We start from the raw sequence: 24,623 nt of genomic DNA, 5'->3' as shown, positions 1-24,623 counted from the left end.
TAGATAAAACGTGCTTGAAAGCGTAAGCAAAAAAGCAATAATTTAAATAAGTAGGCTATGCGTGAGAGCTATATAGCAATGATAGTTAAGTATGAGTATTTACTCAATGGATTTTAGTACTTGTAGCAACTGCTCATGAATATCTTGCCACCACCAGACAAATCCGATGCTGATCAGTAGCATCATAAGCCAGGGTAATAGTTGCCAAATGATTGCAGGCTTTATAGGTTCTTTAGGTGGGGCTGTGGGCCGAACAATACTGCTATGATCTGGGTCGTGTGACGCGGTATGCCTAACTGTGCTGTGATTCATATCATTGTTACGTATATCTCGCGTACTACTATCATCGCTGTCTATCTCGGGATCATATTGGTCTAGTGTAGGATGATGGCTATCCAACCCAGCATTTTGATCGTTCAAATCAGTATTCAGAGGAGGTAAGTGGTCATCATCACTGCTGTCATAAAGACCCTGATTATCGAATTGATCATTATGTTGAGCATTGTACTTACTGTTGTACTGACCGCTATCTTGCTTCCCATAATGATAGGTGGTTTGATAGGGGTTAGCGTTGCGTTGTTGATAAATCGCTGCGTTTTGCATTGCGACAGCCAATCGCTGACGGTACCCAATCGCAAAAGCTAAGGCAATGACAAGCCCTGTAATTGCGCCACCGATATGACCGGCATTATCAATACCTGGTACGGCAAACCCGTAAACAAGGTTGATACCCATGATAAATACCAAGCTCTTAAGATTGAGAACCATGCCATTGACCGATATCTTAAATAGTGCTGCGACCAGCAACGCCGCCCCAATACCCATGATACCACCAGAGGCACCAGCTGATATGCCGGGCTGTCCTGTGCCGTCTATAATACCCTGCCATGTGACATAGTTATTGAGCAAATTACCACCGATAGCCGCTAACAAAAACAATGCCAAAAACTTGGCTGAGCCAAACATCGGCTCGGCAATCTGCCCAAAGAAATACATGGCAAAGCCGTTAAATAGCAGATGCATGAGACCAATATGCAAAAACGCACTGCTGACCAACCGCCACGGTTGATCACTCATCGTAAAAGGTAGGGCATTGGCACCCCATGTGAGCAATGCTTCAGTCGATGGGTTATTGGCATCGACCCCCGACACTATCTGCAAGACAAATAGCCCAATAAAGCTGGCTAATAGCAGGGTAGTGATAGGGGCTGTTTTTAATAACTGCAAAATGGTCATAAACGCAAGATATCATCAAAATATTGTATATACAGTATAAAGGGTATGGCCAAATAATGTTATGCATCCGCAAGTCATCATGGCACAAGTTTATATAGCCTTAATGGCTGATAGCTCTTAAAACTAGCTAGCTCTTAAGAAGAGACAGTTCTTAGAGATCGGAAGTTCTTAAAAATGGATAGCTCTAAAAGTGACCAATTTTGAGATTCTCATAAGTGCCTTTTACCAAGATATCGTCCGTCACTTTATTGATATCAGTATGACCGCAGAATGCCATTGAGATATCACATTCTTTATAAATGATCTCGAGCGCTCGGCGTACACCATCTTCACCATACGCCCCCAATCCATAAAGGAAGGAGCGACCAATCATCGTGCCTTTCGCACCTAATGCAATGGCTTTTAGCACATCTTGCCCAGAGCGGATACCACTGTCTAGCCAGACCTCGATATTACTATTTTCGGCTTGTACGGCTTGCACGATGTCTGACAGGGCCGATATAGAGGAGAGTGCGCCATCTAGTTGACGACCGCCGTGGTTTGAGACGACCAGCGCATCTGCGCCGCTGCGAGCTGCCAGAATGGCGTCTTCAGGCTCCATAATGCCTTTGATGATGAGCTTGCCGCCCCACATGTCTTTGATACGTGCGACATCGTCCCAGCTCAAGCGTGGATCAAACTGCTCTTCCGTCCAAGCACTCAGAGAAGACAAGTCTTCGACACCCTTAGCATGACCCACGATGTTACCAAACGTGCGACGCTTAGTACCCAGCATATTCATACACCACTGCGGCTTGGTCATTAGGTTCATGATATTGGTAAGGGTCGGCTTGGGCGGTGCAGATAGCCCATTTTTGATGTCTTTATGACGTTGTCCCATGACTTGCAAGTCGGCAGTTAATATCAGTGCCGAACAATTGGCTTCTTTTGCCCGCCGGATCAGATTGGCGACGTAGTCTTGATCGCGCATGACATAGAGCTGAAACCAAAACGGCGCACTGGTATGCGTGGCAACATCTTCGATAGAGCAAATACTCATGGTAGAGAGTGAGAAGGGCACGCCGAACTTTTCTGCTGCGCGTGCTGCATGGATCTCGCCATCTGCCCACATCATACCCGTAAATCCTGTTGGGGCGATGGCTACTGGCATCTTGGCAGGCTCGCCAATCATAGTTGTGGCCAGACTGCGGTTGTCCATATCGACCAGCACCCGTTGGCGCAGCTTGATACGGTCGAAGTCAGTCTCATTACTACGATACGTGGTCTCAGTCCATGAGCCGGAATCCACATAATCATAGAACATACGAGGTACTTTACGCTCGGCGACACGGCGTAAATCTTCGATTTCGGTTACCTTCTTTAAATCTTGCATCGTTTCTCACCACTCTATCATCGTAATACGGTGTCTTTACTATAAGACTACTGCTATCAAACAAGTAATTGCTGTAAATCCATCACCGAAAACGGATAGTTTAATCGTCTAGATGGCGTCAAAATGACGGGAATAGTTGTGGCAAAATCCATCATAAGTGCCTCATCAAAGTCTGCAATATCGACATTATGGTAAGTGATCGGCTGTACCGCCTGAAACTGTAAGAGTATTTGCGCAGCGATATCACATAAATGACAACCAGAGGTACCCAGTAGCCACCATTTATGACTGTTTTCAGCAGTCCCAAGGCTAGGATGTTGTGCAATAACACGCGCTCGTAATATTTCTATACTATTATGTGAGTCGTTATGCGCGCTGTTATGTGAGCTATTATGAGAATTGTTATTGTCGGACATGGTTATTCTCTTATCTTAATACTGGTTAAAAGGCGCCTACTCTTAGTACATGCTGATAGCAAGCGCTGACAGTACCTGCTAGTAGTACGCTCTGAGCTAAAATTTAAAATACCCCAGTGATTATTACATCATAAAGAAGTGGGGTAAATAATGACAGCGATTGTGAGATTAGGTAAGATGACCTGCTATTGGTCATTATTGAAGACCAATAGCTGACTGTTCATGGCTAAGAGCAAAAACAGACTTATGACGATGGGCTCGTCGCTGTTTCTTGGTCATCAATAGAGCGTTCATTTATTACTTTTTTAATCACTCGGATATCGCACATGACAAGTTTTGGCACATTTATCAAACGACTGTTATTGGCAATCATGTTATTACTCGTCGCCTTCCATGTCTTGGTCGCTGGGCTGTTATTAATCTGGAAAACTCAGCCGATCAATAACAGCATGTTTATGCTGACTCATCGTCTCACGGGTGGCACGGTGACGCAGACATGGGCTGAGTATGATGCTATTGCCAAGTCTGCCAAGCAAGCGGCAATCGTGAGTGAGGACTCGACGTTCAGTCAGCACAATGGCTTTGATATAAAAGGTATCAAGGCGGCACAAAAGAAAAACGAAGAGACTGGCACGACGTCTGCTGGTGGCTCAACCATTACGCAGCAACTGGCAAAAAACCTATTTTTGACCTCGCATCGCTCCTATGTCCGTAAAGCGGAAGAGGCTGTCATCACCATCATGATTGAAACGCTGTGGGATAAGCAGCGTATTATGACCGCTTATCTCAATGTGGCAGAATTCGGCAACGGCATTTATGGTATCGACGCGGCGGCGCATCATTATTTTGATAAGTCAGCTGCCAATCTGAATCGAGATGAGTCAGCGCTACTGATTGCCATGCTCACTAACCCAAAGTATTACGAGGACAACCAAGGAGATAGACGTCTGCGTAACAAACAGGCAATTATCAAGAAGCGAATGAAAAACGCTGCATTGCCGCAAGCGTCTTAGGAGTAAATTGGAAATAAACAACCGTATTAGCCGAACTGTCATTACAGTCGTTTATATAGCAGTGTAAATCCATCGTAGACAGAGTAAAGCAGTAAGGATGACGAAAAATAGAAGAGATATCGGTTAAAAATACAACAACAGCCGATGACCTTTAATAAGCCATTAGTTCAGTCGTATTGTGGGCGAGATGATTTTAGATAGACATAAGATGATGGCGTATCGATAACGCAAAAGGAGTAACAACGTGGTAGAGACAAACAACAATCAGGGTAGTGGTGATGCGAGCGAGATGATTGATGTCAATCATCACAGCGAAGATACGGGCGCAAATACAAATCAAGACATGAGTGTAAGCAGTCATCGTGAGGAACTAGCCGAAATAGAGTGGCAGCGCTCAGAAGATGGCAGCTATTCACCCAGCAGTTATATCAATCGAGATTTGTCTCTATTACAGTTCCATCTACGTGTGTTGGCACAGGCATCCAGTAGTCGCCACCCGTTGCTTGAGCGTTTGTTCTTTTTGATTATTTTTTCATCCAACCTCGATGAGTTCTTTGAGATTCGTGTCGCTGGTATCATGCAAAAGCTCAATATCGGTGATGTATCAACCAGCGCCCACGGTATGCGTCCGAGCGAGGTGCTAAACGAGATATCCATTATTACTCATGCTGCGATCAGTGAGCAGTATCGTATTCTTAATGAAGATATCTTGCCCGCCCTTGCGCTCGAAGATATTCGCTATCTGAAGCGTGATGAGCTAAACGCTGAGCAATCTGCATGGATGAAGCGTTATTTTACCGAGCAAGTACTGCCTGTATTGACTCCCATCAGTATTGATCCTGCCCATCCATTCCCGCGCTTAGTTAATAAAAGCTTGAACTTTATCGCGACACTAGAGGGCAAAGATGCCTTTGGTCGTGATATTAACTTGGCCATTGTACCTGCACCTCGCAGTCTACCGCGTGTCATTCGTCTGCCTGATGAGCTGACTGGCGGCAAAGAACATCATGTGATGCTCTCTGCTATTATTCATGAGCATATCGGTGAGTTGTTCCCGGGTATGAGCGTGACCGGTTGTCATCAGTTCAGACTCACACGCAACGCCGATTTAGATTTGGCAGATGACGTTGAAGATATTGCCAAAGCATTGGAGGGTGAGCTTGAAAACCGCCGCTTTGGTGACAAGGTTCGTCTTGAGGTGACCACAAACTGTCCTGCCCATATTAGCGATTATTTACTCAATGAGTTTGAGTTGCATGACAATCAGCTGTACCGTGTCAACGGTCCTGTCAATCTGACGCGTTTGCTTTTTGATTTTAATCTTCCTGCACTGCGCTATCAGCCATTTACTCATGTCGTGCCAAAAGCATTCCGCCGAGAGATGGACAAGTCAGACAAGTCGACCAGTATGTTTGCTGCGCTGCGTAAGAGCGATGTGCTCGTGCATCATCCTTTTCATGCCTTCTCGCCCATTATCAACTTGCTTTGGCAAGCAGCGAGCGACCCCAAAGTGTTGGCGATTAAGCAGACACTATATCGTTCAGGTACCAATTCAGAAATTGTCAAAGCGCTAGCCGCGGCCGCCCGCAACGGCAAAGAAGTGACGGCTGTTATCGAGTTGCGTGCCCGTTTCGATGAGGCTTCTAATATTGCTGTTGCCAATTATTTGCAAGAGGCAGGGGCCGTTGTGGTCTATGGTATCGTCGGCTACAAAACCCATGCCAAACTCATGCTCATCGTACGCCGTGAAGAAGATAGAATCCGTCGCTATATACATCTAGGAACCGGTAACTATCATGCGGCTAACGCTAAAGTCTATACGGATTATGGTTTGTTTAGCGCCGACCCTGATATCTCAGAAGACGTACATAAGATTTTTCAAGAGCTAACAGGTATGGGTAAACCTGCCAATCTCAAAAAGCTGCTACATGCACCTTTTACCTTACATGACAAACTGATGAGCTTTATCGATGATGAGATCGCTCATGCCAAAGCAGGCAAGCGCGCTCATATCATCATCAAGGCAAACGCCCTGACTGAGCGTCGTCTTATCGATAAACTATATGACGCGTCGCAGGCAGGCGTCAAAATCGAGCTGATACTACGGTCTATGTGCTGTCTACGTCCGCAAGTAAAAGGGCTGTCTGAGAACATCACCGTACGCTCTGTTATTGGTCGGTTTTTGGAGCATACCCGTATCTATTATTTCTACAATGACGGTGACGAGCGTCTGTATTGTGGTAGTGCCGACTGGATGGATCGTAACTTGTTCCATAGGGTTGAGGTCGCATTCCCGATTGAAAATAAAAAGCTGTTTAAGCAGATTTATCAGGATGGGTTGATCAATTACTTACAAGACAATGTACAAGCGTGGACACTGAATGGCACAGGTGTATGGCAGCAGCGACAACCAGTGGCAGGCGAAGAGCCTCACGTCGCACAAGAGCAGTTATTGAAACTGATCAACCGTGTTGAAGAGTCTAACTAATTTGTCAAAATGCATTTAGCAGATTTCTAGCAATTTAATTATCTATTTAATTAGCTATCCAAACAAGCACTGGTGAATACCGGTGCTTGGTTTTTTTGTGCTGACCAACTGGAAAAGTTACAAACTGTCTTGTAACCTCACATTTATTCACATATTGATACGGCAGTACACTGGTGCAATATACGTTGTCCTACTTATAATTAATTTCGATTATGACGCTATTTGGCATATCACTGATTGGCGTGCCGTTGATTTGTATGCTACTGCGTACTTATTTATTATTCAATCATATAGTGTCGTAAAGCTTCTAAAGTCATCTAATGACAAAGAAAATCTAACGATAAAGAACAGGGAATATATTATGAGCACTACAGACAATGACACCTCAGATATCAAAAAAGCGGTTGATCAAGTGAACAGTCAAGAAATAGAAAAGAACCTAAAAGACAGTAGTAAAACTGATGCTCCTGAGCAGCTAAGTGAAGAAGAGCAAACACCTTTTATTGATGATGCATTACGTACCGATAAATAACAGTCCATATTGGCACTCAAACTAAAATACCAAATTAGCAACTAATAAATAATAATCGTGCGAGGGAGAGACCATGACGATTCAAGGACAGAAAAATAATGAAGAAAAAGTGGTTGTGGACGATCCAGCAGCAACAGTATCAGATAACCCTAAAGACAGTTACGAAGGACGCAAGCACGAGCCAGAAATAGATGGTCCTGAACAAGACTCTCAAGAGACTGACGAAATATACGCTGACCCACGTAAAGAAGAGAACTTACCGGCGGGTGGCAAAAACGTTGCAGAGTTGAATGTTCATGATTTAAGCAGAAAAGCCGACTGATAATTGCTATAAATAGATAATCGTTGTAAATGGCATATTAAGATCGCCATAAATGGTACATTAAAATTTTAGTGACATAAACGATAATTATAATAAGGACAAGACAATGGAAACCAGAGATCCCGCTTTAAGTAAAACTAAAATAGCAGAAACTGATACTTATGAAACACTAGATGATTCTCAAACAGTCGAAAATCACGATGAATTAGAAGAAAACGTTAGCGAAAATAAAGGCACTGATACGTTTGAAGAAGGTGTGGTAGCGTCTGAACATGTCAACAAAAATGACAATCCAGCACGTCAGCCTGATCGCCGTGATCAGCTAGGCAATGGTTTTGATGATAATATCAATGAAGAAACTGTCCGTAGTGAAGGGCCTGATAGCGATAAAATCAATAATATGAATCGCTATGCAAACATTGATAATGCCCAAACGCGCACTTTGAACCCTGATGACAAAGACTAGTTGCATTGAGAACTAGATGCACTGAGCAGAACCAAGTGAAGACAAATGGCGTCCATAACGCCATTGGCTGTATTTAACGTATCAAGCAAAACTGCACTGAGCCGAAGATGTACTCGGCAACAAATAAAAATAATAGGGGATACCGATGACCAAATCACATGATGAGCATGCTACTGACGAATATAGTTTAAAAGATGCAGATGACAACAACGGTATCGTGCCAGACGACGCGCTACAGAAAGTAAATCCAGCAGCAGCAGACGAAGCAACTGGAGATCATGACCCGCACAATGTTGCCAAAAGCAATAAGCAATATGACAGCTCGCTTATGGAAGATAATAAATAGTACTCAATATATGGTAGTTTCTACATAGAGCACCAACAGTAAGTACTAATAGCTAGTATCAGATTTAGTATTAAAAACAAAAAAGGTACTGCAATTGGAAGAGTCTATCACTCTAGCAATTGCAGTACCTTTTTTTACGATTATTGCATATGATGGTAAACAAACATCAGCGATAAGATATCGGTTATACAAGTGGCTCTAGGTAGGCGTGCCACTATGAAAGCGCAGTTCAGCATCAGGACTGTCTATCAGTTCAGCCTCTACCTCTTTAAAAAATGCAACCCGCTCATCGATATTATCCTCTGATAACGATTGAGCAAGCACAAGGTAATCCTCGAAGTGACGACTCTCTGACTTTAGTAAGTAGCGGTAGTACTTTGCTAGGCGTTCATCATCGATAACCTCGGCCAATGCAGCAAAACGTTCGCAAGAACGCGCCTCAATGAATGCGCCAATAATCAATACATCTACCATCGCTGCTGGCTCATAAGTGCGCTTGTGCTTTAGCATACCCTTAGCATAGCGACCAGCACTCAAATATTTCCAGTCCTGACCGCGCTCATTCATGATGCCCAGAACTTGCTCGTAGTGCAGCATCTCCTCACGTATCAGCTGTGCCAATTTACGCTGCAAGTCATAGGAGAACTCATAACGGAATATTAAGTTCATCGCGGTACCCGCAGCCTTCTTTTCACAGTTGGCATGATCTTGAATGATCAGTGGCAAGTTATTAAGGGCAGCATCTACCCAAGCTTGTGTGGTGCGCGCGCCCAAAAAACTATAAACAGGAGATAGATCTACTTTGATAGGGGAGCGCAGATGCGCGATATCGACACTGTCTTCCTCCATCTCGATATTGCCCTGTGCGATAACGTCTGTTTTGGAAACATCTGCTTTAGAGATACTGTGTTCAGCTGCTTCTTGAGAGCTATCATCATGAGCTTTGCATTTGTTAATCGTATCTGACGGCATTAATGTTGAGAGTTCTGGCTGGTTTGTGGTCATAGTATAAAAGAACTTTTTTATAAGTGTGGGTTTAGGACAACTGGTTGGCAAGCGCTTGCAACACGATTGATATTAACTTCTATCTACCAGTCTATGTATTGAATGATAGAGGGTATTTGAACACTACTTTACATAGTAATGGCTACTTACTATTCAGATGAAACTGAGCATTCATAAGTTTGTGTTGGGCAGTCATAGCCTCTATAGCTTACGCTCTGTGCGGTATCATTATTATACAACCTCAGTATTTATCTACTAAATGATGATTGCTTGTTTATTTTATTATTTGATAGTAGGATGATATTCTGCTTTTTAGGCATAGTGTCTTACTACTGATTGTCATTTAGTAGCGGGTAGCGAGCATTATAGCAACTGCTAATCCTGTATCAAAATATAAGATTTATACAGTCTTTCTTTATAAATGGTCAAAAATCCCTGCTACGATATTGAACATACATTATATGTTGGTATATATGCTGATTGCTAACTTATATACATAGCCATTGGCAACACGTATTTTTCAATAGTGATCATTACAACTTAGTATTACCACACCTCACAAACAAATAAGGATAACAACATGGGCCAGTCTTCTAACGCCAATCGTATTCAAAAAGGTATTCTTGCCATCGACCAGCAGTTGTATGACTTTATTGAGAATGAAGTGCTACCAAAAGTCGGTGTCGACTCAGACAGTTACTGGTCGGGCTTTGAAAAAGTTATTAAAGAATTCACACCACGTAACAAAGCGCTGCTTGCGACCCGAGACAAGATTCAAGCGCAGATTGACGAGTGGCACTTGCAAAACCCTGCCAAAGAGGGCGAGATCGATTACCCAGCTTACAAAGAATTCTTAAAAGAGATCGGTTATCTATTGCCAGAAGGCGATGACTTTACGGTCGATACAAAAAACGTCGATGATGAAATTGCTCATATTGCAGGTCCGCAGCTAGTTGTACCAGTACGTAACGCTCGTTACGCGCTTAACGCGACCAATGCACGTTGGGGCAGTCTGTATGATGCGTTGTACGGTACTGATGTGATCAGTGACGAAAATGGTCAAGAAGCAACAGGCAGCTACAACCCTACTCGCGGGGCAGCCGTTGTTGCCTATGCTAAGGCATTCTTGGACGAGCACTTTACACTAGCATCGGGGTCATACAATGATGTGACTGGCTTTAAGGTGGTCGATGGTCAGCTTGAGGTTGTACAAGGCGATAGCACTACCGCGCTACAAGACACCAGTAAATTTGTTGGTTTCGTTGGTGACGCTGAAGCGCCTACGGGAGTTCTGTTAAAGAACAATGGCTTGCATGCTGAGATTCAGATTGATGCCAACCACCCAGTCGGCAAAGATGATCCAGCAAATATCAAAGACGTACTACTTGAGTCAGCCATGACCGCGATTCAAGATTGTGAAGATTCAGTGGCTGCTGTAGATGCAGAAGAAAAAGTTGAAGTCTATCGTAACTGGCTTGGCTTAATGAATAGCGATCTACAAGAAACCTTCGAAAAAGGCGGTAAAACCCGTACTCGCAAACAAAACCCAGACCGTGAATACAATACACCAGATGGCGGTAAGCTTATCCTACCAGGTCGCTCGCTATTGTTAATTCGTAATGTCGGTCATTTGATGCAAAACCCTGCAATCTTAGTTGATTTGGGCGACGGTCAGGAGCAAGTGTTTGAAGGCCTAATGGATGGTCTAATCACGCCATTACTGACCCTTAACGACATCAAAGGCAAAAACGAGCTATCAAACTCACGTCAAGGCTCAATGTATATTGTTAAGCCAAAAATGCATGGTCCTGAAGAAGTTAAAATGGCCAACGACTTATTCAATGCGTCAGAGGACTTGCTCGGTCTAGAGCGCAATACGCTCAAAATCGGTATCATGGACGAAGAGCGCCGTATGACGGTCAACCTAAAAGAAGCCATTCGCCAAGCAAAAGAGCGCGTTATCTTTATCAATACAGGATTCCTAGATCGTACTGGTGATGAGATGCACACCAGTATGAATGCAGGTCCATTTGTACCAAAAGGTGAAATGAAATCGCAAGCATGGCAACCAGCTTACGAGCAATGGAATGTGGATATCGGTCTAGAGACAGGTCTACAGGGACATGCTCAGATTGGTAAAGGTATGTGGGCGAAGCCTGATGAAATGAAAGAGATGATGGAGACTAAGGCGGCTCATCCTAAGTCTGGTGCCAGCACTGCTTGGGTACCATCACCAACAGGGGCTACCTTGCATAGCATCCACTATCATCAAGTCAGCGTAGCCGACGTACAAGACAATCTAAAATCACGTGAGCGTGCCAGCTTAGACGATATTTTGACTATTCCATTGGCAAAGAACACCAATTGGACTGACGAAGAGAAGCAGCAAGAGCTTGAAAACAATGCTCAAGGTATCTTAGGATATGTGGTACGCTGGGTAAATCAGGGCGTTGGCTGCTCTAAAGTACCTGACATCAATGATGTCGGTCTAATGGAAGATCGCGCGACCTTGCGTATCTCTAGTCAACATATTGCCAATTGGTTGCATCATGGTGTCGTCAGCGAGCAGCAAGTGATGGATACCATGAAGCGCATGGCAAAAGTCGTTGATGAGCAAAATGCAGGCGACAGTGATTATCAGACAATGGCAGATAAATTTGATAGCTCTTATGCCTTTAAAGCAGCATGTGATTTGGTATTTAAAGGTCGCGAGCAGCCTAGTGGTTATACAGAGCCACTATTGCATCAAGCACGTCTTGATCTAAAAGCAGATGCTTAAGCTTCAAATTAGATATATCAAAACCTTCTAATACCTAAAGTATAGAAGCCAATATTGCTTATTTGTGACTATCAAATATGTCAAAAATAAGACAATAGACCTTCTATAAATGCTGATTATTTATCGATAATTAGCATTTATTACGGTTGATTTAGCCGTATTTATTAACATTGTTGGTAATGATATTAACCAATGAAAGCCCTATCTAATTGAGTAGATAGGGCTTTTTTTTGTGAGTGGCCAAATTTTGATAGTGGTTATGTATTCGATACTGGATGTATCGAAAAAGCGAAAAAACATGTTGCAAATTATGTCAAAGTTGTTATGCTTGTATTCGAAGTATGAGTTTGGTAACGGATGTTACGCACGGAGCAATAAAAAATTAAGTTTACATGGCAGTTACGTTGTTTAATCCCAGTCATGTGAGTCATGGTTTTTTATCTTACTGTAATAGAAATTCGCCACACTTGTTTCTGACTAATCTCGGTAGCCAGTTACACATTATATCTTTGAGGATTTGTGACGATACCATTATGGGCGCCAGCTACTTATAGCTTGCTCATTACTACAATTGTAAAGTGGAGATACCCCATGAAAAAACTACTTTTAGCTACAGCAATCGCAGCCCTATCTGTATCTGCCGCACAAGCAGCACCTACCTTATATGGTAAAGCATTCGTTACTACTGACTACGTAAATGCTGAACTTGATCGTGAATCTATGGACGGCGATACTAGCATCAGTACAGATAGCGATTCAGTACAAATCAACTCAAACATCTCACGCCTTGGTTTTAAAGGTTCTGAAGCAATGACTGCTAACACTGATGTTATCTATCAGTTAGAGTATGGCATCAAGATTGATGATACTGGCGAAGACAACATCGCTTTCAAAAGCCGTGACACTTACCTTGGTCTAGCAAACAAAGACTTTGGTCAGTTCCGTTTTGGTCGTAACTACTCAGTATCTGATTACATCAACAACGTAACTGTTACTGAAGGTTACTGGGATAATATCGGTGTAAGTTCACTAAGTAGTGGTGATGTGGCTGAAGCTTTGACACTAACTGATGGCGGCCGTGTAAACAACTCTATCGTATGGATGGCTCCTAAATACAATGACCTACCATTAGAGCTAGCACTACAGTATGGCGCTGATGAGAGTTTTGTTGATGATAGCGATGATCGCAACAATGGCTATGGTGCATCATTGATGTACAACCCAGGTAACGGCTTCACTGCTGGTATCGCACTAGATGACGATATGAGTATCGATGGTGAGATCTTACGTGGTAGTGCGACTCTTGATTTGAGCAAGTATGTTGCTTATCCAGTAAAATTGGGTGCTTTATATCAGCAAGCTGATTATGATGGTTTAGACGAAGAAGACGGTTTAATCTTAAGTGCTGAAATGGGTCTTGCTAACTTTGCTCGTCCAGCAACTGTATACCTTCAGTACAACAAAACTGAAAACTTGAGTGGCCTTAACGGCAATGACTCAGACCAAGTTGTATTGGGTGGCACGTACTCTTTCAAAGACAACATGATTGCTCATGCTTATATCGGTCAAAACTCAGCTGACCTAGACAATGGTCTATTCATTGTAAGAGATGCTGAGACTGATCAAGTTGGTGACACGATTGCTGCACGTGGCGATGCTGATGTATTCGCTATCGGTGCTGGTCTAGAGTACTTATTCTAGTATCACACATAAATAGATAGCATATAAAAACTCATCCTTCGGGGTGAGTTTTTTTTGTTCCATAATCAGTAGTGTGTTTTAAACAACAGCGTGTCTTAAATAACAGAATCCGTAAAATTAATAATAACATTTGTGTAAATTTTGGTTTTTTCACCTTACTGTAATATTTGGTTGGTAAAGTTGTGTCTAAGTAATGCTTCTAGCTCATATATATAAATGTTCTATAGGGTAGTCACCCAACCATTATATGTATCAGCCAATCTTAGCCAATTTATCACTCAAATCGTAAAGTGGAGATACCCTTTGAAAAAATTACTTTTAGCCTCGGCAATTGCAACGCTATCAGTTTCTGCCGCTCAGGCAGCGCCAACTGTCTATGGTAAAGCATTCGTGACTGCTAACTATGTCAATGCTGAACTTGACCGTCAGTCTATGGATCTACCTGGTGATACTATCAACGTCAACGAAGATAATAGTTCGGTGCAGGTCAATTCACATTCTTCACGTATAGGGTTCAAAGGGTCTGAAGCCATTACTGCCAATACTGATGTGATTTATCAACTAGAATATGGCATTAGCATTGATGACAGCGGTAGTAGCAACATTGGCTTCAAAAGCCGTGATACTTATCTCGGTCTAAAAAACAAAAACTATGGTCAGTTCCGCTTCGGTCGTAACTACTCAGTCTCTGACTACATCAACAACGTCACCGTGAACCAAGGCTATTGGGATAACATCGGCTCAAGCTCTCTTGATGAAGGGACATTGAGCGAAGCATTGACCCTTACTGATGGTGGCCGTATCAACAACTCTATCGTATGGATTGCACCGAAATACAATGGTTTACCGCTAGAGCTGTCTCTACAGTATGGGGCTGATGAGTCATTTGTCTCTGACAACGATGACCGTGACAGTGGCTTTGGTGCGTCTTTGATGTTTGACCCAGGTGCTGGGTTTACAGCTGGTGTGGCTTATGACAAAGACATGTCTGTCTCAGATGGTGGCGAAATTCTTCGCGGTACTACTAGTATCGATTTGAGCAAATATATGGCTTATCCAGTGACACTAGGTGCGCTATATCAGCAAGTAGATTTTGATCAGCAAGACGAAGAAGAGAAAGGATTGGTTGTCAGTGCTGAGATGGGCCTGACCAATTTTGCACGTCCTGCCTCTATTTATCTACAGTATGACAAGACCGAAAACCTAGCAGGTCTTGATGGTAATGATTCAGATCAGATTGTACTGGGCGGCAAATATATGTTTAAAGACAACATTATCGCTCATGCCTATATCGGTCAAAACTCCGCAGATTTAGATAATGGTCTCCTAGTAGTCAGAGACTACGACGACAATACTTCTGAAGAAGTTGTGGCACGCGGTGACGCAGATGTATTCGCTATCGGTGGCGGCTTAGAATACAAATTCTAGTATAGCTATTCTAGTATAGCTACTACGGTAAATATCGAAAAACTCATCCTTCGGGGTGGGTTTTTTGTTGTATGGGGTTCTAATGATAGAAGAATGTTTGTTACCTATACAAAAAAATAAGAGTTTCAGACAGTTTGCATTTTTGCCCTATATTTTATGGTGTTTTTTTAGTAAAATCCTTCTTTACCAATTACCGACAGAGTACTATGACCAAGTTTATATTCGTGACCGGTGGGGTAGTGTCCTCACTAGGAAAAGGTATCACCGCAGCCTCTCTTGCAGCGGTATTAGAAGCACGTGGCGTGACCGTCACGATGACCAAAATGGATCCGTATATCAACGTCGATCCAGGTACGATGAGTCCGTTCCAGCATGGTGAAGTCTTCGTTACCGAAGATGGTGCAGAGACGGATTTGGATTTGGGTTATTACGAGCGCTTTTTACGTCATTCAAAAATGAGTAAGAGTAATAACTTCACCAGTGGTCGTATTTATCAAAACGTTCTAAATAAAGAGCGCCGCGGTGAGTACTTAGGCGGTACTGTACAGGTTATCCCGCATATCACTGACGAGATCAAGAGCAAAATTCTGGCTAGTGGCGAAGGCTATGATATCGCTATCATAGAGATTGGCGGTACGGTTGGTGATATTGAGTCACTTCCCTTTATGGAAGCTGTACGTCAGATGCAAGTAGAGCTGGGGCGCAATCGCGCTATGTTGATGCATCTTACTTTAGTGCCGTATATTGCTAGCGCAGGTGAAACCAAAACCAAGCCGACACAGCATTCAGTAAAAGAGCTGCGCTCTATTGGCCTACAGCCTGATATTCTAATCTGTCGCTCTGATCATCATATCTCTCAAGATAACCGCCGCAAGATTGCGCTATTTACTAACGTTGAAGAGCGCGCGGTTATTATGTGTGAAGACGCACAAAGTATCTATCAAATACCGCGTACGCTACACGAGCAAGATCTAGATGATCTTATCTGTGAGCGTTTTAGTTTGGATGTGCCTGAAGCTGATTTGAGCGATTGGGACAAGGTTGTCGAAGCACAGTTAAATCCTGAAGGTACCTTGACGGTAGCTATGGTTGGTAAGTATGTTGAACTTCCAGATGCCTATAAGTCTATCAATGAAGCCTTATTGCATGCAGGTATCACTCACAAAGTAGATGTCAAGATCGACTATATCGATGCTGAACTCTTAGAAAGTGATGAGCAGTTATTTGCCCGTCTTAATGATGCCAATGCCATCTTGGTACCAGGCGGCTTTGGCGAGCGTGGTACGATGGGTAAAATAAAAGCCATCACTTATGCTCGCGAAAACAATGTGCCGTATTTAGGTATTTGTCTTGGTATGCAACTGGCTGTCATTGAATACGCCCGCAACGTACTGAGTATCGACGCTAACTCTTCTGAGTTTGATCGTAAGACAGCTGAGCCAATCATTGGGCTTATCACCGAATGGTTAGATGAGCGCGGCGAGCTACAGATTCGTAGTGATGACTCAGACCTTGGCGGTACCATGCGTCTAGGCGCACAGCAAGCAGAACTCGTTCCCGGTAGTAAGCTTGCCCAGATCTACGGCGCTAACAACATCACTGAGCGTCATCGCCATCGCTATGAGATGAATAATCGCTATATCGAGCCATTAGAGAAATCAGGGATGACGATCTCTGGTTACTCTGCTAAGCAGCATTTGGTAGAGTCTGTTGAGATTAGTGAGCATCCATGGTTTGTCGCGGTGCAGTTCCATCCTGAGTTCACCAGCTCACCACGCGGTGGTCACCCATTGTTCAATAGTTTTGTAAAAGCAGCAAAAAACCATAGCGAAGCTAAATAGTGCTTGGCATGTAGTGTAAAGTAGAATCGCTATTCTTAAAAAGACTGATCTTCGGATCGGTCTTTTTTTTGCTCAATGACAAGCAATGACAGCTCATAAGTTTGGTTGTCTAATAACGGCCTTATAGTACTCTCTATCGATAATGGCTAATTACGCTTACATACTTTTTTTAATTGGGCTATCGGTTACAATATGGGATAAGTATATCAATATCAATAACAATATAAGAGGTAATGACTTCATGGAAAATTTATTGACAGCACAATCACACATCGCACTGAGCACGCCTACTGGCGGTACGATTAACATTGGTAACGACCAGCCTTTTGTATTATTTGGTGGTATGAACGTCTTAGAGTCTAAAGAGCTTGCATTCGAGATTGCAGAGCAGTATGTAGATATCTGCAAGCGTCTAGGTATCGGCTATGTGTTCAAAGCGAGCTTTGATAAAGCCAACCGCTCAAGCCTGCACTCGTACCGAGGCCCTGGACTTGAGCAAGGAATTGATTGGTTAGGTCAAATAAAAGAAAAGTTCCAAGTACCCATCATTACCGATGTGCATGAACCGCATCAGGCCGCACCAGTCTCTGAGGTCGCTGATATCATTCAGCTGCCAGCTTTTTTATCACGTCAGACGGACTTAGTCCATGCGATGGCAAAGACAGATGCGATTATCAATATCAAAAAGGCACAATTCTTGGCGCCGCATGAGATGCGTCATATCGTCAATAAGTGCTTAGAGGGTGGCAATGATAAGCTCATACTATGTGAGCGTGGTAGTGCCTTTGGTTATAATAACCTAGTCGTTGACATGCTTGGTTTTGATACCATGAAGCAGATGGATATCCCTGTATTCTTTGATGTGACGCACAGTTTGCAGCAGCCAGGTGCGCGTAGTGATAGTGCAGGCGGCCGCCGTGAGCAGATCACAACGCTTGCCCGTGCGGGTATGGCGACAGGATTGGCAGGGCTGTTTTTGGAGGCGCATCCAAATCCAGAAACTGCAAAGTGTGATGGACCCTGTGCGCTGCGTATGAGCCAACTAGAGCCGTTCTTACGCCAGCTCAAGCAAATTGATGGCTTGGTAAAAGGTTTTGATGTCTTGGATACTCATTGATATCGAAATAATAGGAGGGTTGTACCATGGCAATTCAAATGGCGAAAGTCAGTATCGAAAATATAAATGATGAGCAAGGTCTAGATAGCGTAATGACAGCGCTCAAAAATATCTCAGGCGTGATCAAGATAGATCTTGATCCTGCTCATGACGTCGCCATAGTGAGCTATGATGATACGGATACCAGTATCCATGCTCTAACAGCGGCAATCAGCATGGTGGACTATGTGACGCAGCCATTCCCTATTGAGGCACCGCAGAACCCGCACCATCACGATTAGTTTGTGTGCATCATTTTGTTTAAATGCACGGTTAGTCCTTGCCTGTTTAGTAGTGAAATATCGTGTCAGTAATAAAGTAACAACCAAACAGTCTTGTTAGTGAAAATGATAACGTTTATGCTTATTTAACACCACTCTGATAGTGTTTCTAAAAACCTTATAGTGTCTCTAAAGATAGGTATCAAGAATAAATAGTCGAGAGACAACGATTAGAGTCATTTTCACTATTAGCCATTTTTATTTATAAAAATAAGGAGCCTAATATGGCAGACCAAACACGTATTATTCAAATTGATGGTATGACTTGTGGCGGCTGTGTGGCAAGTGTACATGCGGCTACCGCTGACATTGACGGTTTAGATATCATCACAGTTGATTTGGCTGACAGCTTAGCCACGGTCACCTTTGATGATAGAAAAACCAGCGCAGAGACTATTGCCTCAGCTATCAGTGATGCTGGATTTGAAGCAGCAGTTGCCAACTCGTAGATCATGTTATTTCTCAAACAACCAGCTAACCTGTTATTACTAGCATGTTAGCTGGTTTTTTAATGGTGAGCATTTCTGAACTTAAGGCTGTGTTTCAGATTTCTTTAGCTTACTGCTGTTGACTAAGTAACAGTGCTTCGTTTGAGTAGCTGGGTAATAATGACTGTCTACAACGTACTGTTTGAGGCTATTGCTGTATGTATTTGCGTTATAGGAATAGACCCTAAACAGCACTTTTATAATCATTGCTGTGCTTGTTTTATTTGAATATTTTATTAATCCACTGATATTGTATGATGGCGCTTATGTAGTTATAGGTGCTATGACGAGTTATTTCTATGAATAAGAACGCCCATACCGCCACTGAAGAGCCTTACGACGTCGATACTGACGTGGAGTCAAGCACATCGATCACGCCGCAAAGTGCCCATCTACAATTAGCCATTGATGGTATGACGTGTCAGGCCTGCGCGTCACGAATTGAAAAGGTGCTTAACAAGAAACCGTCGGTCTACGAGGCGAGCGTGAGTTTTGCTGGTGAGACTGCCAATGTAGACTACGATCCAGCTGAGACGACACCTGAACAAGTGACAGAATGGGTGAACAAAACGGGATTTGTCGCCAACCTACAAGCCAGCGATAGCTTATTTGCACAGACAGATGAGGATACGGCAACTGAGTATCCATGGCGTTTAATTGGATTGTGGATTTGTCTGATACCATTTTTGGTTGGTATGGCAGGCATGCTGACAGGTATTGGCATGGCGTGGATGCCACCTATCTGGGTTCAGTTTCTCTTAGCAACGATTGTGCAGTTTGGCTTTGCGCTACCGTTCTACAAAAGTGCTTGGGCATCGATTAAAGGTGGTCTTGCCAATATGGATGTATTGGTAGTTATTGGCACTGTCACAATATGGGCGTATTCGACCTATCTGTGGCTCACGCACGGTGATGGGACTTTAAGTAGCCTATTGCAAAGTGGACATGCAGGTGGTCACGGCGCGAGTAACAGCCCAGCAGTATATTTCGAAGCAGGCGTTATGGTCATCGCTTTTGTCCGTACAGGTAAGTACTTGGAGGAACGTACCAAAAAGCACAGTTTGAACAGTATTGATTTATTGTTGTCATTGACACCGGATACCGTCGAGCAGCAACAGCCAAATGGTGATTTTCACAATATTGGGTTATCTGATGTGCAAGTAGATGACGTCCTACGTGCTAAGCAAGGCAGCCGTATCGCTACTGACGGCACCGTGATATCGGGTAGTGGCTGGTGTGTGGAGAGTCATCTAACGGGTGAATCAGTAGCGCTCAAAAAAGAGCAGGGTGATCAGTTGCTAGCAGGTGCATTGGTAGAGAATGGCAGCTTGCTCTATCGCGTTAGTGCCAAGGGCAGTGACACAAAGCTTGGTGACATGGTAAGAGCATTAAGTGATGCACAAGGTTCAAAAGCCAACTTAGCTCGTCTTGCTGATCGAGTGACCGCAGTATTTGTTCCAATCGTGGTTGCTATTGCGTTGATTACTTTTGGAGTCACGTGGTGGCTAACAGGCATGATTGATACTGCGTTGATGCATGCACTATCGGTATTGGTCATTGCGTGCCCTTGTGCCCTGGGTCTAGCCACACCAGCGGCTATCATGGCTGGTATGGGTGTGGCTGCGCGTCATGGCGTATGGTTTAAAGATGCGCAAAGTTTAGAGGCTGCAGGCGATATTGACACAGTGGTACTTGATAAAACGGGTACATTGACCATCGGTAGACCGACTATCGTCGATCATGTCATGGTAGATCGATCGCTTGCTGTTGATGATGTGTTGCAGATCGCTGCCAGTGTCGAGGCGCATGCCAGTCATCCATTAGCGACAGCGTTAGTCAATACAGCCAAAGCCCGTCAGCTGTCACTATTCGATGTGACCGACATCAGTGTTGTAAAAGGTGCTGGCATACAGGCAAATATCGAAGGGCTTGGGCTGATAAAAATTGGTACGCCAGAGTTTGCTAACTTAACGTTACCTAAACTGATGCCAAAGGTCTGGCAAATTGCCAGTACGGTTGCAATCAGTATTAACGATGAGCCGTTAGGGGCATTCGCTCTCGCTGACGACTTAAAAGCAGATACGCCGCAGGCAATCACTGCGCTACAAGATGCGGGTATCAATGTGATTTTGATGAGTGGTGATAAGCAATCTGTCGTCGATCATGTGGCAGCACAGCTTGGCATCGACAACGCTTATGGCAAGATGAGTCCACGTGACAAGGCTAGCCAAATTGCACGGTTGCAAACTGCTGGTCATAAAGTAGCCATGGCAGGAGATGGGGTTAACGATGCGCCAGCGATGGCGACCGCTGATGCCAGCTTTGCTATGTTCGAGGGGACGGACGTGGCGCAGCACAGCGCCTCTGCACGATTGATGGGTGAGTCGCTCATGCATATCGATGCGGCGCAAAAAATCGCTCAAGCAACACTACGCAATATCAAACAGAATCTATTTTTTGCTTTTGTTTATAACTGTCTTGGTATTCCGCTTGCTGCACTTGGGTTTTTGAATCCAATGATTGCCGCCGCTGCTATGGCGATGAGCTCCATCTCTGTCTTAATGAATGCACTACGGTTGACACGTTTTCAGACAGCCGTTGAGCTTGAGCAGGTAGTACCCGTTTCCCCTACGGACAAAGACCCTTTAATAAAAACATAAGCATAAGTAAAAGTGTTGGCTTGGCTGTAGGGTTGTATGAATACAGACCGAAACATTATAGTAGATATGCTTATCTCCGATTATATTTATGACCGCAAGTCAGTGTAAGATAAGGGAAGTTTGGTAAAATATATGCTATGATGCCAAGCACTATAGCCAACCATTAACGCGCTCAAAAAACCTGTCATTACTATGTCAGTATAGTTATATGACATATAGGGTTAGAGTGTTCTTGATGTATGTGCTATATGATATTTTGCTTTATCTTTTTTGTATTCTAGTTGCCGTTATTTATCTCACAAACTTGGCATGACCAAAGGAATTAACAGACATTATGTACGCTGAAGAAACCAACAACGTCACCGCAATTAAAGACATCCGCGCTCGTGAAATTTTAGATTCACGCGGTAACCCAACTATCGAAGCTGATGTGATCTTAGCTGATGGCACTGTCGGACGTGCTGCTGCTCCGAGTGGCGCATCAACAGGCTCACGTGAAGCGCTTGAGCTACGTGATGGTGATAATGCTCGCTATATGGGTAAAGGGGTCAAAAAAGCCGTCTCTAATGTCAATAGTCAAATTCGTAGTGCTTTGATGGACAAAGACGTGACTGAGCAGCAAGGTATCGATGATGCCATGATTGCATTAGATGGCACAGAAAACAAAGAAAGCCTAGGCGCCAATGCCATGCTAGCGGTGTCACTTGCTACTGCCAAAGCGGCAGCTAAGTCACAAAATCTACCATTACATCAGTACATTGCCAACCTGCGCAATCAGACGTCATTGACTATGCCTGTACCGATGATGAACATCTTGAACGGTGGTGAGCACGCAGACAATACGGTTGATATCCAAGAATTTATGATTGAGCCTGTAGGCTTTACTAGCTTTTCAGAAGCGCTGCGTGCTGGTACAGAGATTTTCCACAGCTTAAAATCTGTGTTGAAATCACAAGGTCTAAACACAGCAGTCGGTGATGAAGGTGGGTTTGCACCAAACTTACGTAGTAACGAAGAAGCCATTACCGTCATTATGCAGGCGATCGAGCAAGTCGGTTACAAAGCCGGTGAAGATATCCATTTGGCGCTAGATTGTGCAGCCAGTGAGTTTTATAAAGAAGGTCAATACGTTTTGGCAGGCGAAGGCAACAAAGCGTTTGATAGCCAAGGATTTTCAGACTACCTAGTTGGGCTGGCACGCCAGTATCCTATTATCTCTATCGAAGATGGTCTTGATGAGTCGGATTGGGATGGCTGGAAGTATTTGACCGAGCAGATCGGTGATAAAGTCCAGTTGGTTGGTGATGATCTGTTTGTGACCAATCCTGCGATCTTGCAAGAAGGTATTGATAAGCATATTGCCAATGCTATTTTGATTAAGTTTAATCAAATTGGTACCTTGTCAGAGACGCTAGATGCGATCTATATGGCGAAGAAAAACGGCTACGCTACTATTATCTCGCATCGTTCAGGTGAGACTGAAGATAGCACTATCGCAGATTTAGCAGTTGGTACGGCAGCAGGTCAGATCAAAACAGGCTCGCTATGCCGCTCAGACCGCGTTGCAAAGTACAACCAGTTGCTACGTATCGAGCAGCAAGTACGTGCAAGCTATCGTGGCCGTGAAGAGTTTATCGGTTTACGTGGTTAAGAGATTGACTGGGATTTTTGATGTGTATTGTGCGTCAAAGATCCCGATATCGTAAACTGAGATGACAGTCAAAATCAGGCGGTATATAATCACTTATGTATCGCCTGATCAGCTCAAAACCCTACTATCATTCTTTCTATGTCGTTTGGCGTTATCATCTTATGAAATACTTTAGCCAATTTATACTACTTGCTTTAGCTGTTGCAGTGCTTTTGGGATTGCAATATCAGTATTGGCTGGGTGAAAATGGTCGGTTTGAACATAATAAGTTGACCACTCAAATTGAAGATCAACAGCGCATGAATGACAATCAAGTGGCAGCAAACAACCTATTACGTACCGATGTTCAAGACTTAAAAACCGGACTTGAAGCGGTAGAGGAACATGCGCGTCTAGACCTGGGACTGATTAAGCCCAATGAGACCTTCGTTCAAGTGTCTACTGCACCTACGACCCATAGCGCTTACTAGTTTGTATGAAGTACTACCGGACGTTATGACCTATCACAAAATCAGTAATTACCTTTCACCTCTTCAGCGTTCCCCTTTAAATATACTGTCATGGCCCCAACCATGAGTACACCACTATGAATAAACCCCCAAGCATTCACGCTATGATTGTCGCAGCTGGTCGCGGCAGCCGCTTTGGTGCGTCTATCGCCAAACAGTATACGACACTGCAAGATCAGACATTATTGCAGCATAGTGTGGCACGGCTCGGTCGTAGTACCTATATCGATAAGTGTCTGTTGGTTATAGCGGCAGATGATAATACAGCGCAGCAGCTAGAGTTTGCTATCCCTACATACTACGCAGTCGGCGGAGAAGAGCGCTGGCAGTCGGTAAAAGCAGGGGTTGAGTCAATCAGTCAGACAGGCGCGAATGATTCAGATCTGGTACTAATTCATGACGCGGCTCGTCCTGCAGTGCCTGTTGCTGATATAGATCAAGTTATTGAAGCGGCGATGAGGGAGCCTTATGGCGCTATCTTGGCAACACCAGTAGCAGATACGTTAAAAACCTCTCATACAAAGCCGGTATCGATAGAAGAGGGCAGCAGTAAAAGCCCTTATGCCAAGCGTACTATTGACCGTAGCAATATATGGCAAGCACAAACGCCGCAAGTATTTCGTTTAGGGCAGCTCAGACGGGTCCTAAATTATGTATCGGAACACCAGCTCAGTATTACTGACGAAGCCAGTGCTTTTGAATATTTAGAGTTACCGATACGTCTAGTGTCTGGTAGTCGACAAAACATAAAGCTTACGTATCCCGATGATGCGGTGTTGCTCTCAGCAATTCTGACTATTCAATCCTAACTCCATTCCCCTCAACACGATCAAGTTGCTTTTTATATAAGGCAGCTACCATTCTCGATTCACATATTCTATAAACATCAATCATTAGTTGGTGTCTTAATGCCTTCTCAAATATCAAATCATA

The 24,623-nt window shown here is 43.7% G+C and carries 21 protein-coding genes; 17 read left to right on the top strand and 4 right to left on the bottom strand.

The features are described 5' to 3' along the window. Window positions 1-99 precede the first annotated feature (99 nt). The 3 genes from AC5JPT_RS06190 to AC5JPT_RS06180 all read right to left on the bottom strand — a co-directional run bounded on the left by AC5JPT_RS06190 (window position 100) and on the right by AC5JPT_RS06180 (window position 3,024). Window positions 100-1,236: a rhomboid family intramembrane serine protease gene (locus tag AC5JPT_RS06190; RefSeq protein WP_493857478.1), complete on the bottom strand. Its 1,137-nt coding sequence runs from the start codon at window positions 1,234-1,236 to the stop codon at window positions 100-102. 184 nt (window positions 1,237-1,420) lie between these two features. Further along, window positions 1,421-2,608 (bottom strand): alpha-hydroxy acid oxidase, encoded by a 1,188-nt coding sequence (locus tag AC5JPT_RS06185; protein WP_493857477.1) that lies wholly within the window; start codon window positions 2,606-2,608, stop codon window positions 1,421-1,423. A gap of 56 nt (window positions 2,609-2,664) precedes the next feature. Then, window positions 2,665-3,024 carry a glutaredoxin family protein gene (locus AC5JPT_RS06180; protein WP_493857476.1) on the bottom strand — a complete coding sequence of 120 codons (360 nt, stop codon included), beginning with the start codon at window positions 3,022-3,024 and terminating at the stop codon, window positions 2,665-2,667. A 326-nt stretch (window positions 3,025-3,350) separates the two neighbouring features. On the opposite strand from AC5JPT_RS06180, the gene mtgA reads away from it, so the two are divergent. The 6 genes from mtgA (at window position 3,351) to AC5JPT_RS06150 (ending at window position 8,191) form a co-directional block, all read left to right on the top strand. Further along, window positions 3,351-4,037 carry a monofunctional biosynthetic peptidoglycan transglycosylase gene (gene mtgA, locus AC5JPT_RS06175; protein ID WP_443525961.1) on the top strand — a complete coding sequence of 229 codons (687 nt, stop codon included), beginning with the start codon at window positions 3,351-3,353 and terminating at the stop codon, window positions 4,035-4,037. Window positions 4,038-4,380: 343 nt separating this feature from the next. Beyond that, a complete protein-coding gene (gene ppk1 / locus AC5JPT_RS06170) occupies window positions 4,381-6,525 on the top strand; it encodes a polyphosphate kinase 1 (RefSeq protein ID WP_493858438.1) in 2,145 nt (714 codons plus the stop codon). A 361-nt stretch (window positions 6,526-6,886) separates the two neighbouring features. Then, entirely contained in the window at window positions 6,887-7,057 is a 171-nt protein-coding gene (locus tag AC5JPT_RS06165) for a hypothetical protein (RefSeq protein ID WP_319051273.1), read from the top strand. A gap of 73 nt (window positions 7,058-7,130) precedes the next feature. Further along, the gene (locus AC5JPT_RS06160; RefSeq protein ID WP_493857475.1) at window positions 7,131-7,379 is read left to right on the top strand and encodes a hypothetical protein; all 249 of its coding nucleotides are present in this window, start codon (window positions 7,131-7,133) and stop codon (window positions 7,377-7,379) included. A 106-nt stretch (window positions 7,380-7,485) separates the two neighbouring features. Continuing rightward, complete coding sequence (locus tag AC5JPT_RS06155; protein ID WP_493857474.1) at window positions 7,486-7,845, top strand: hypothetical protein; 360 nt, start codon at window positions 7,486-7,488, stop codon at window positions 7,843-7,845. A 145-nt stretch (window positions 7,846-7,990) separates the two neighbouring features. After that, entirely contained in the window at window positions 7,991-8,191 is a 201-nt protein-coding gene (locus tag AC5JPT_RS06150; protein WP_493852233.1) for a hypothetical protein, read from the top strand. Window positions 8,192-8,389: 198 nt separating this feature from the next. On the opposite strand, the gene AC5JPT_RS06145 is transcribed toward AC5JPT_RS06150, so the two are convergent. Continuing rightward, complete coding sequence (locus AC5JPT_RS06145) at window positions 8,390-9,040, bottom strand: MiaE family protein (protein WP_493858437.1); 651 nt, start codon at window positions 9,038-9,040, stop codon at window positions 8,390-8,392. Window positions 9,041-9,776: 736 nt separating this feature from the next. Between AC5JPT_RS06145 and AC5JPT_RS06140 the strand changes: the two genes are divergently transcribed. The 11 genes from AC5JPT_RS06140 to ispD all read left to right on the top strand — a co-directional run bounded on the left by AC5JPT_RS06140 (window position 9,777) and on the right by ispD (window position 24,499). Then, window positions 9,777-11,975 (top strand): malate synthase G, encoded by a 2,199-nt coding sequence (locus AC5JPT_RS06140; protein ID WP_493857473.1) that lies wholly within the window; start codon window positions 9,777-9,779, stop codon window positions 11,973-11,975. Between the two features lie 591 nt (window positions 11,976-12,566). Beyond that, window positions 12,567-13,676 (top strand): porin, encoded by a 1,110-nt coding sequence (locus AC5JPT_RS06135; RefSeq protein ID WP_493857472.1) that lies wholly within the window; start codon window positions 12,567-12,569, stop codon window positions 13,674-13,676. Between the two features lie 303 nt (window positions 13,677-13,979). Further along, the gene (locus AC5JPT_RS06130; protein ID WP_493857471.1) at window positions 13,980-15,104 is read left to right on the top strand and encodes a porin; all 1,125 of its coding nucleotides are present in this window, start codon (window positions 13,980-13,982) and stop codon (window positions 15,102-15,104) included. A gap of 206 nt (window positions 15,105-15,310) precedes the next feature. Further along, entirely contained in the window at window positions 15,311-16,945 is a 1,635-nt protein-coding gene (gene pyrG / locus AC5JPT_RS06125) for a CTP synthase (protein ID WP_493857470.1), read from the top strand. A 241-nt stretch (window positions 16,946-17,186) separates the two neighbouring features. Then, window positions 17,187-18,062, top strand: a complete 876-nt coding sequence (gene kdsA, locus AC5JPT_RS06120; protein ID WP_493857469.1) for a 3-deoxy-8-phosphooctulonate synthase — start codon at window positions 17,187-17,189, stop codon at window positions 18,060-18,062. A gap of 26 nt (window positions 18,063-18,088) precedes the next feature. Continuing rightward, complete coding sequence (locus AC5JPT_RS06115; RefSeq protein ID WP_493842709.1) at window positions 18,089-18,343, top strand: heavy-metal-associated domain-containing protein; 255 nt, start codon at window positions 18,089-18,091, stop codon at window positions 18,341-18,343. 263 nt (window positions 18,344-18,606) lie between these two features. After that, the gene (locus AC5JPT_RS06110; protein ID WP_493857468.1) at window positions 18,607-18,831 is read left to right on the top strand and encodes a heavy-metal-associated domain-containing protein; all 225 of its coding nucleotides are present in this window, start codon (window positions 18,607-18,609) and stop codon (window positions 18,829-18,831) included. 338 nt (window positions 18,832-19,169) lie between these two features. Continuing rightward, complete coding sequence (locus AC5JPT_RS06105) at window positions 19,170-21,530, top strand: heavy metal translocating P-type ATPase (RefSeq protein ID WP_493857467.1); 2,361 nt, start codon at window positions 19,170-19,172, stop codon at window positions 21,528-21,530. Window positions 21,531-21,864: 334 nt separating this feature from the next. After that, window positions 21,865-23,181: a phosphopyruvate hydratase gene (eno, locus tag AC5JPT_RS06100; protein ID WP_493857466.1), complete on the top strand. Its 1,317-nt coding sequence runs from the start codon at window positions 21,865-21,867 to the stop codon at window positions 23,179-23,181. Window positions 23,182-23,342: 161 nt separating this feature from the next. Continuing rightward, a complete protein-coding gene (locus tag AC5JPT_RS06095; protein WP_319051264.1) occupies window positions 23,343-23,651 on the top strand; it encodes a septum formation initiator family protein in 309 nt (102 codons plus the stop codon). Between the two features lie 116 nt (window positions 23,652-23,767). Then, window positions 23,768-24,499 carry a 2-C-methyl-D-erythritol 4-phosphate cytidylyltransferase gene (gene ispD / locus AC5JPT_RS06090; protein WP_493857465.1) on the top strand — a complete coding sequence of 244 codons (732 nt, stop codon included), beginning with the start codon at window positions 23,768-23,770 and terminating at the stop codon, window positions 24,497-24,499. Window positions 24,500-24,623 lie beyond the last annotated feature (124 nt).

This window comes from Psychrobacter sp. H26 (assembly GCF_059073035.1).
The sequence above is the reverse complement of the archived record's forward strand: the minus strand, read 5'-3'. Positions and strand labels throughout refer to the sequence as shown.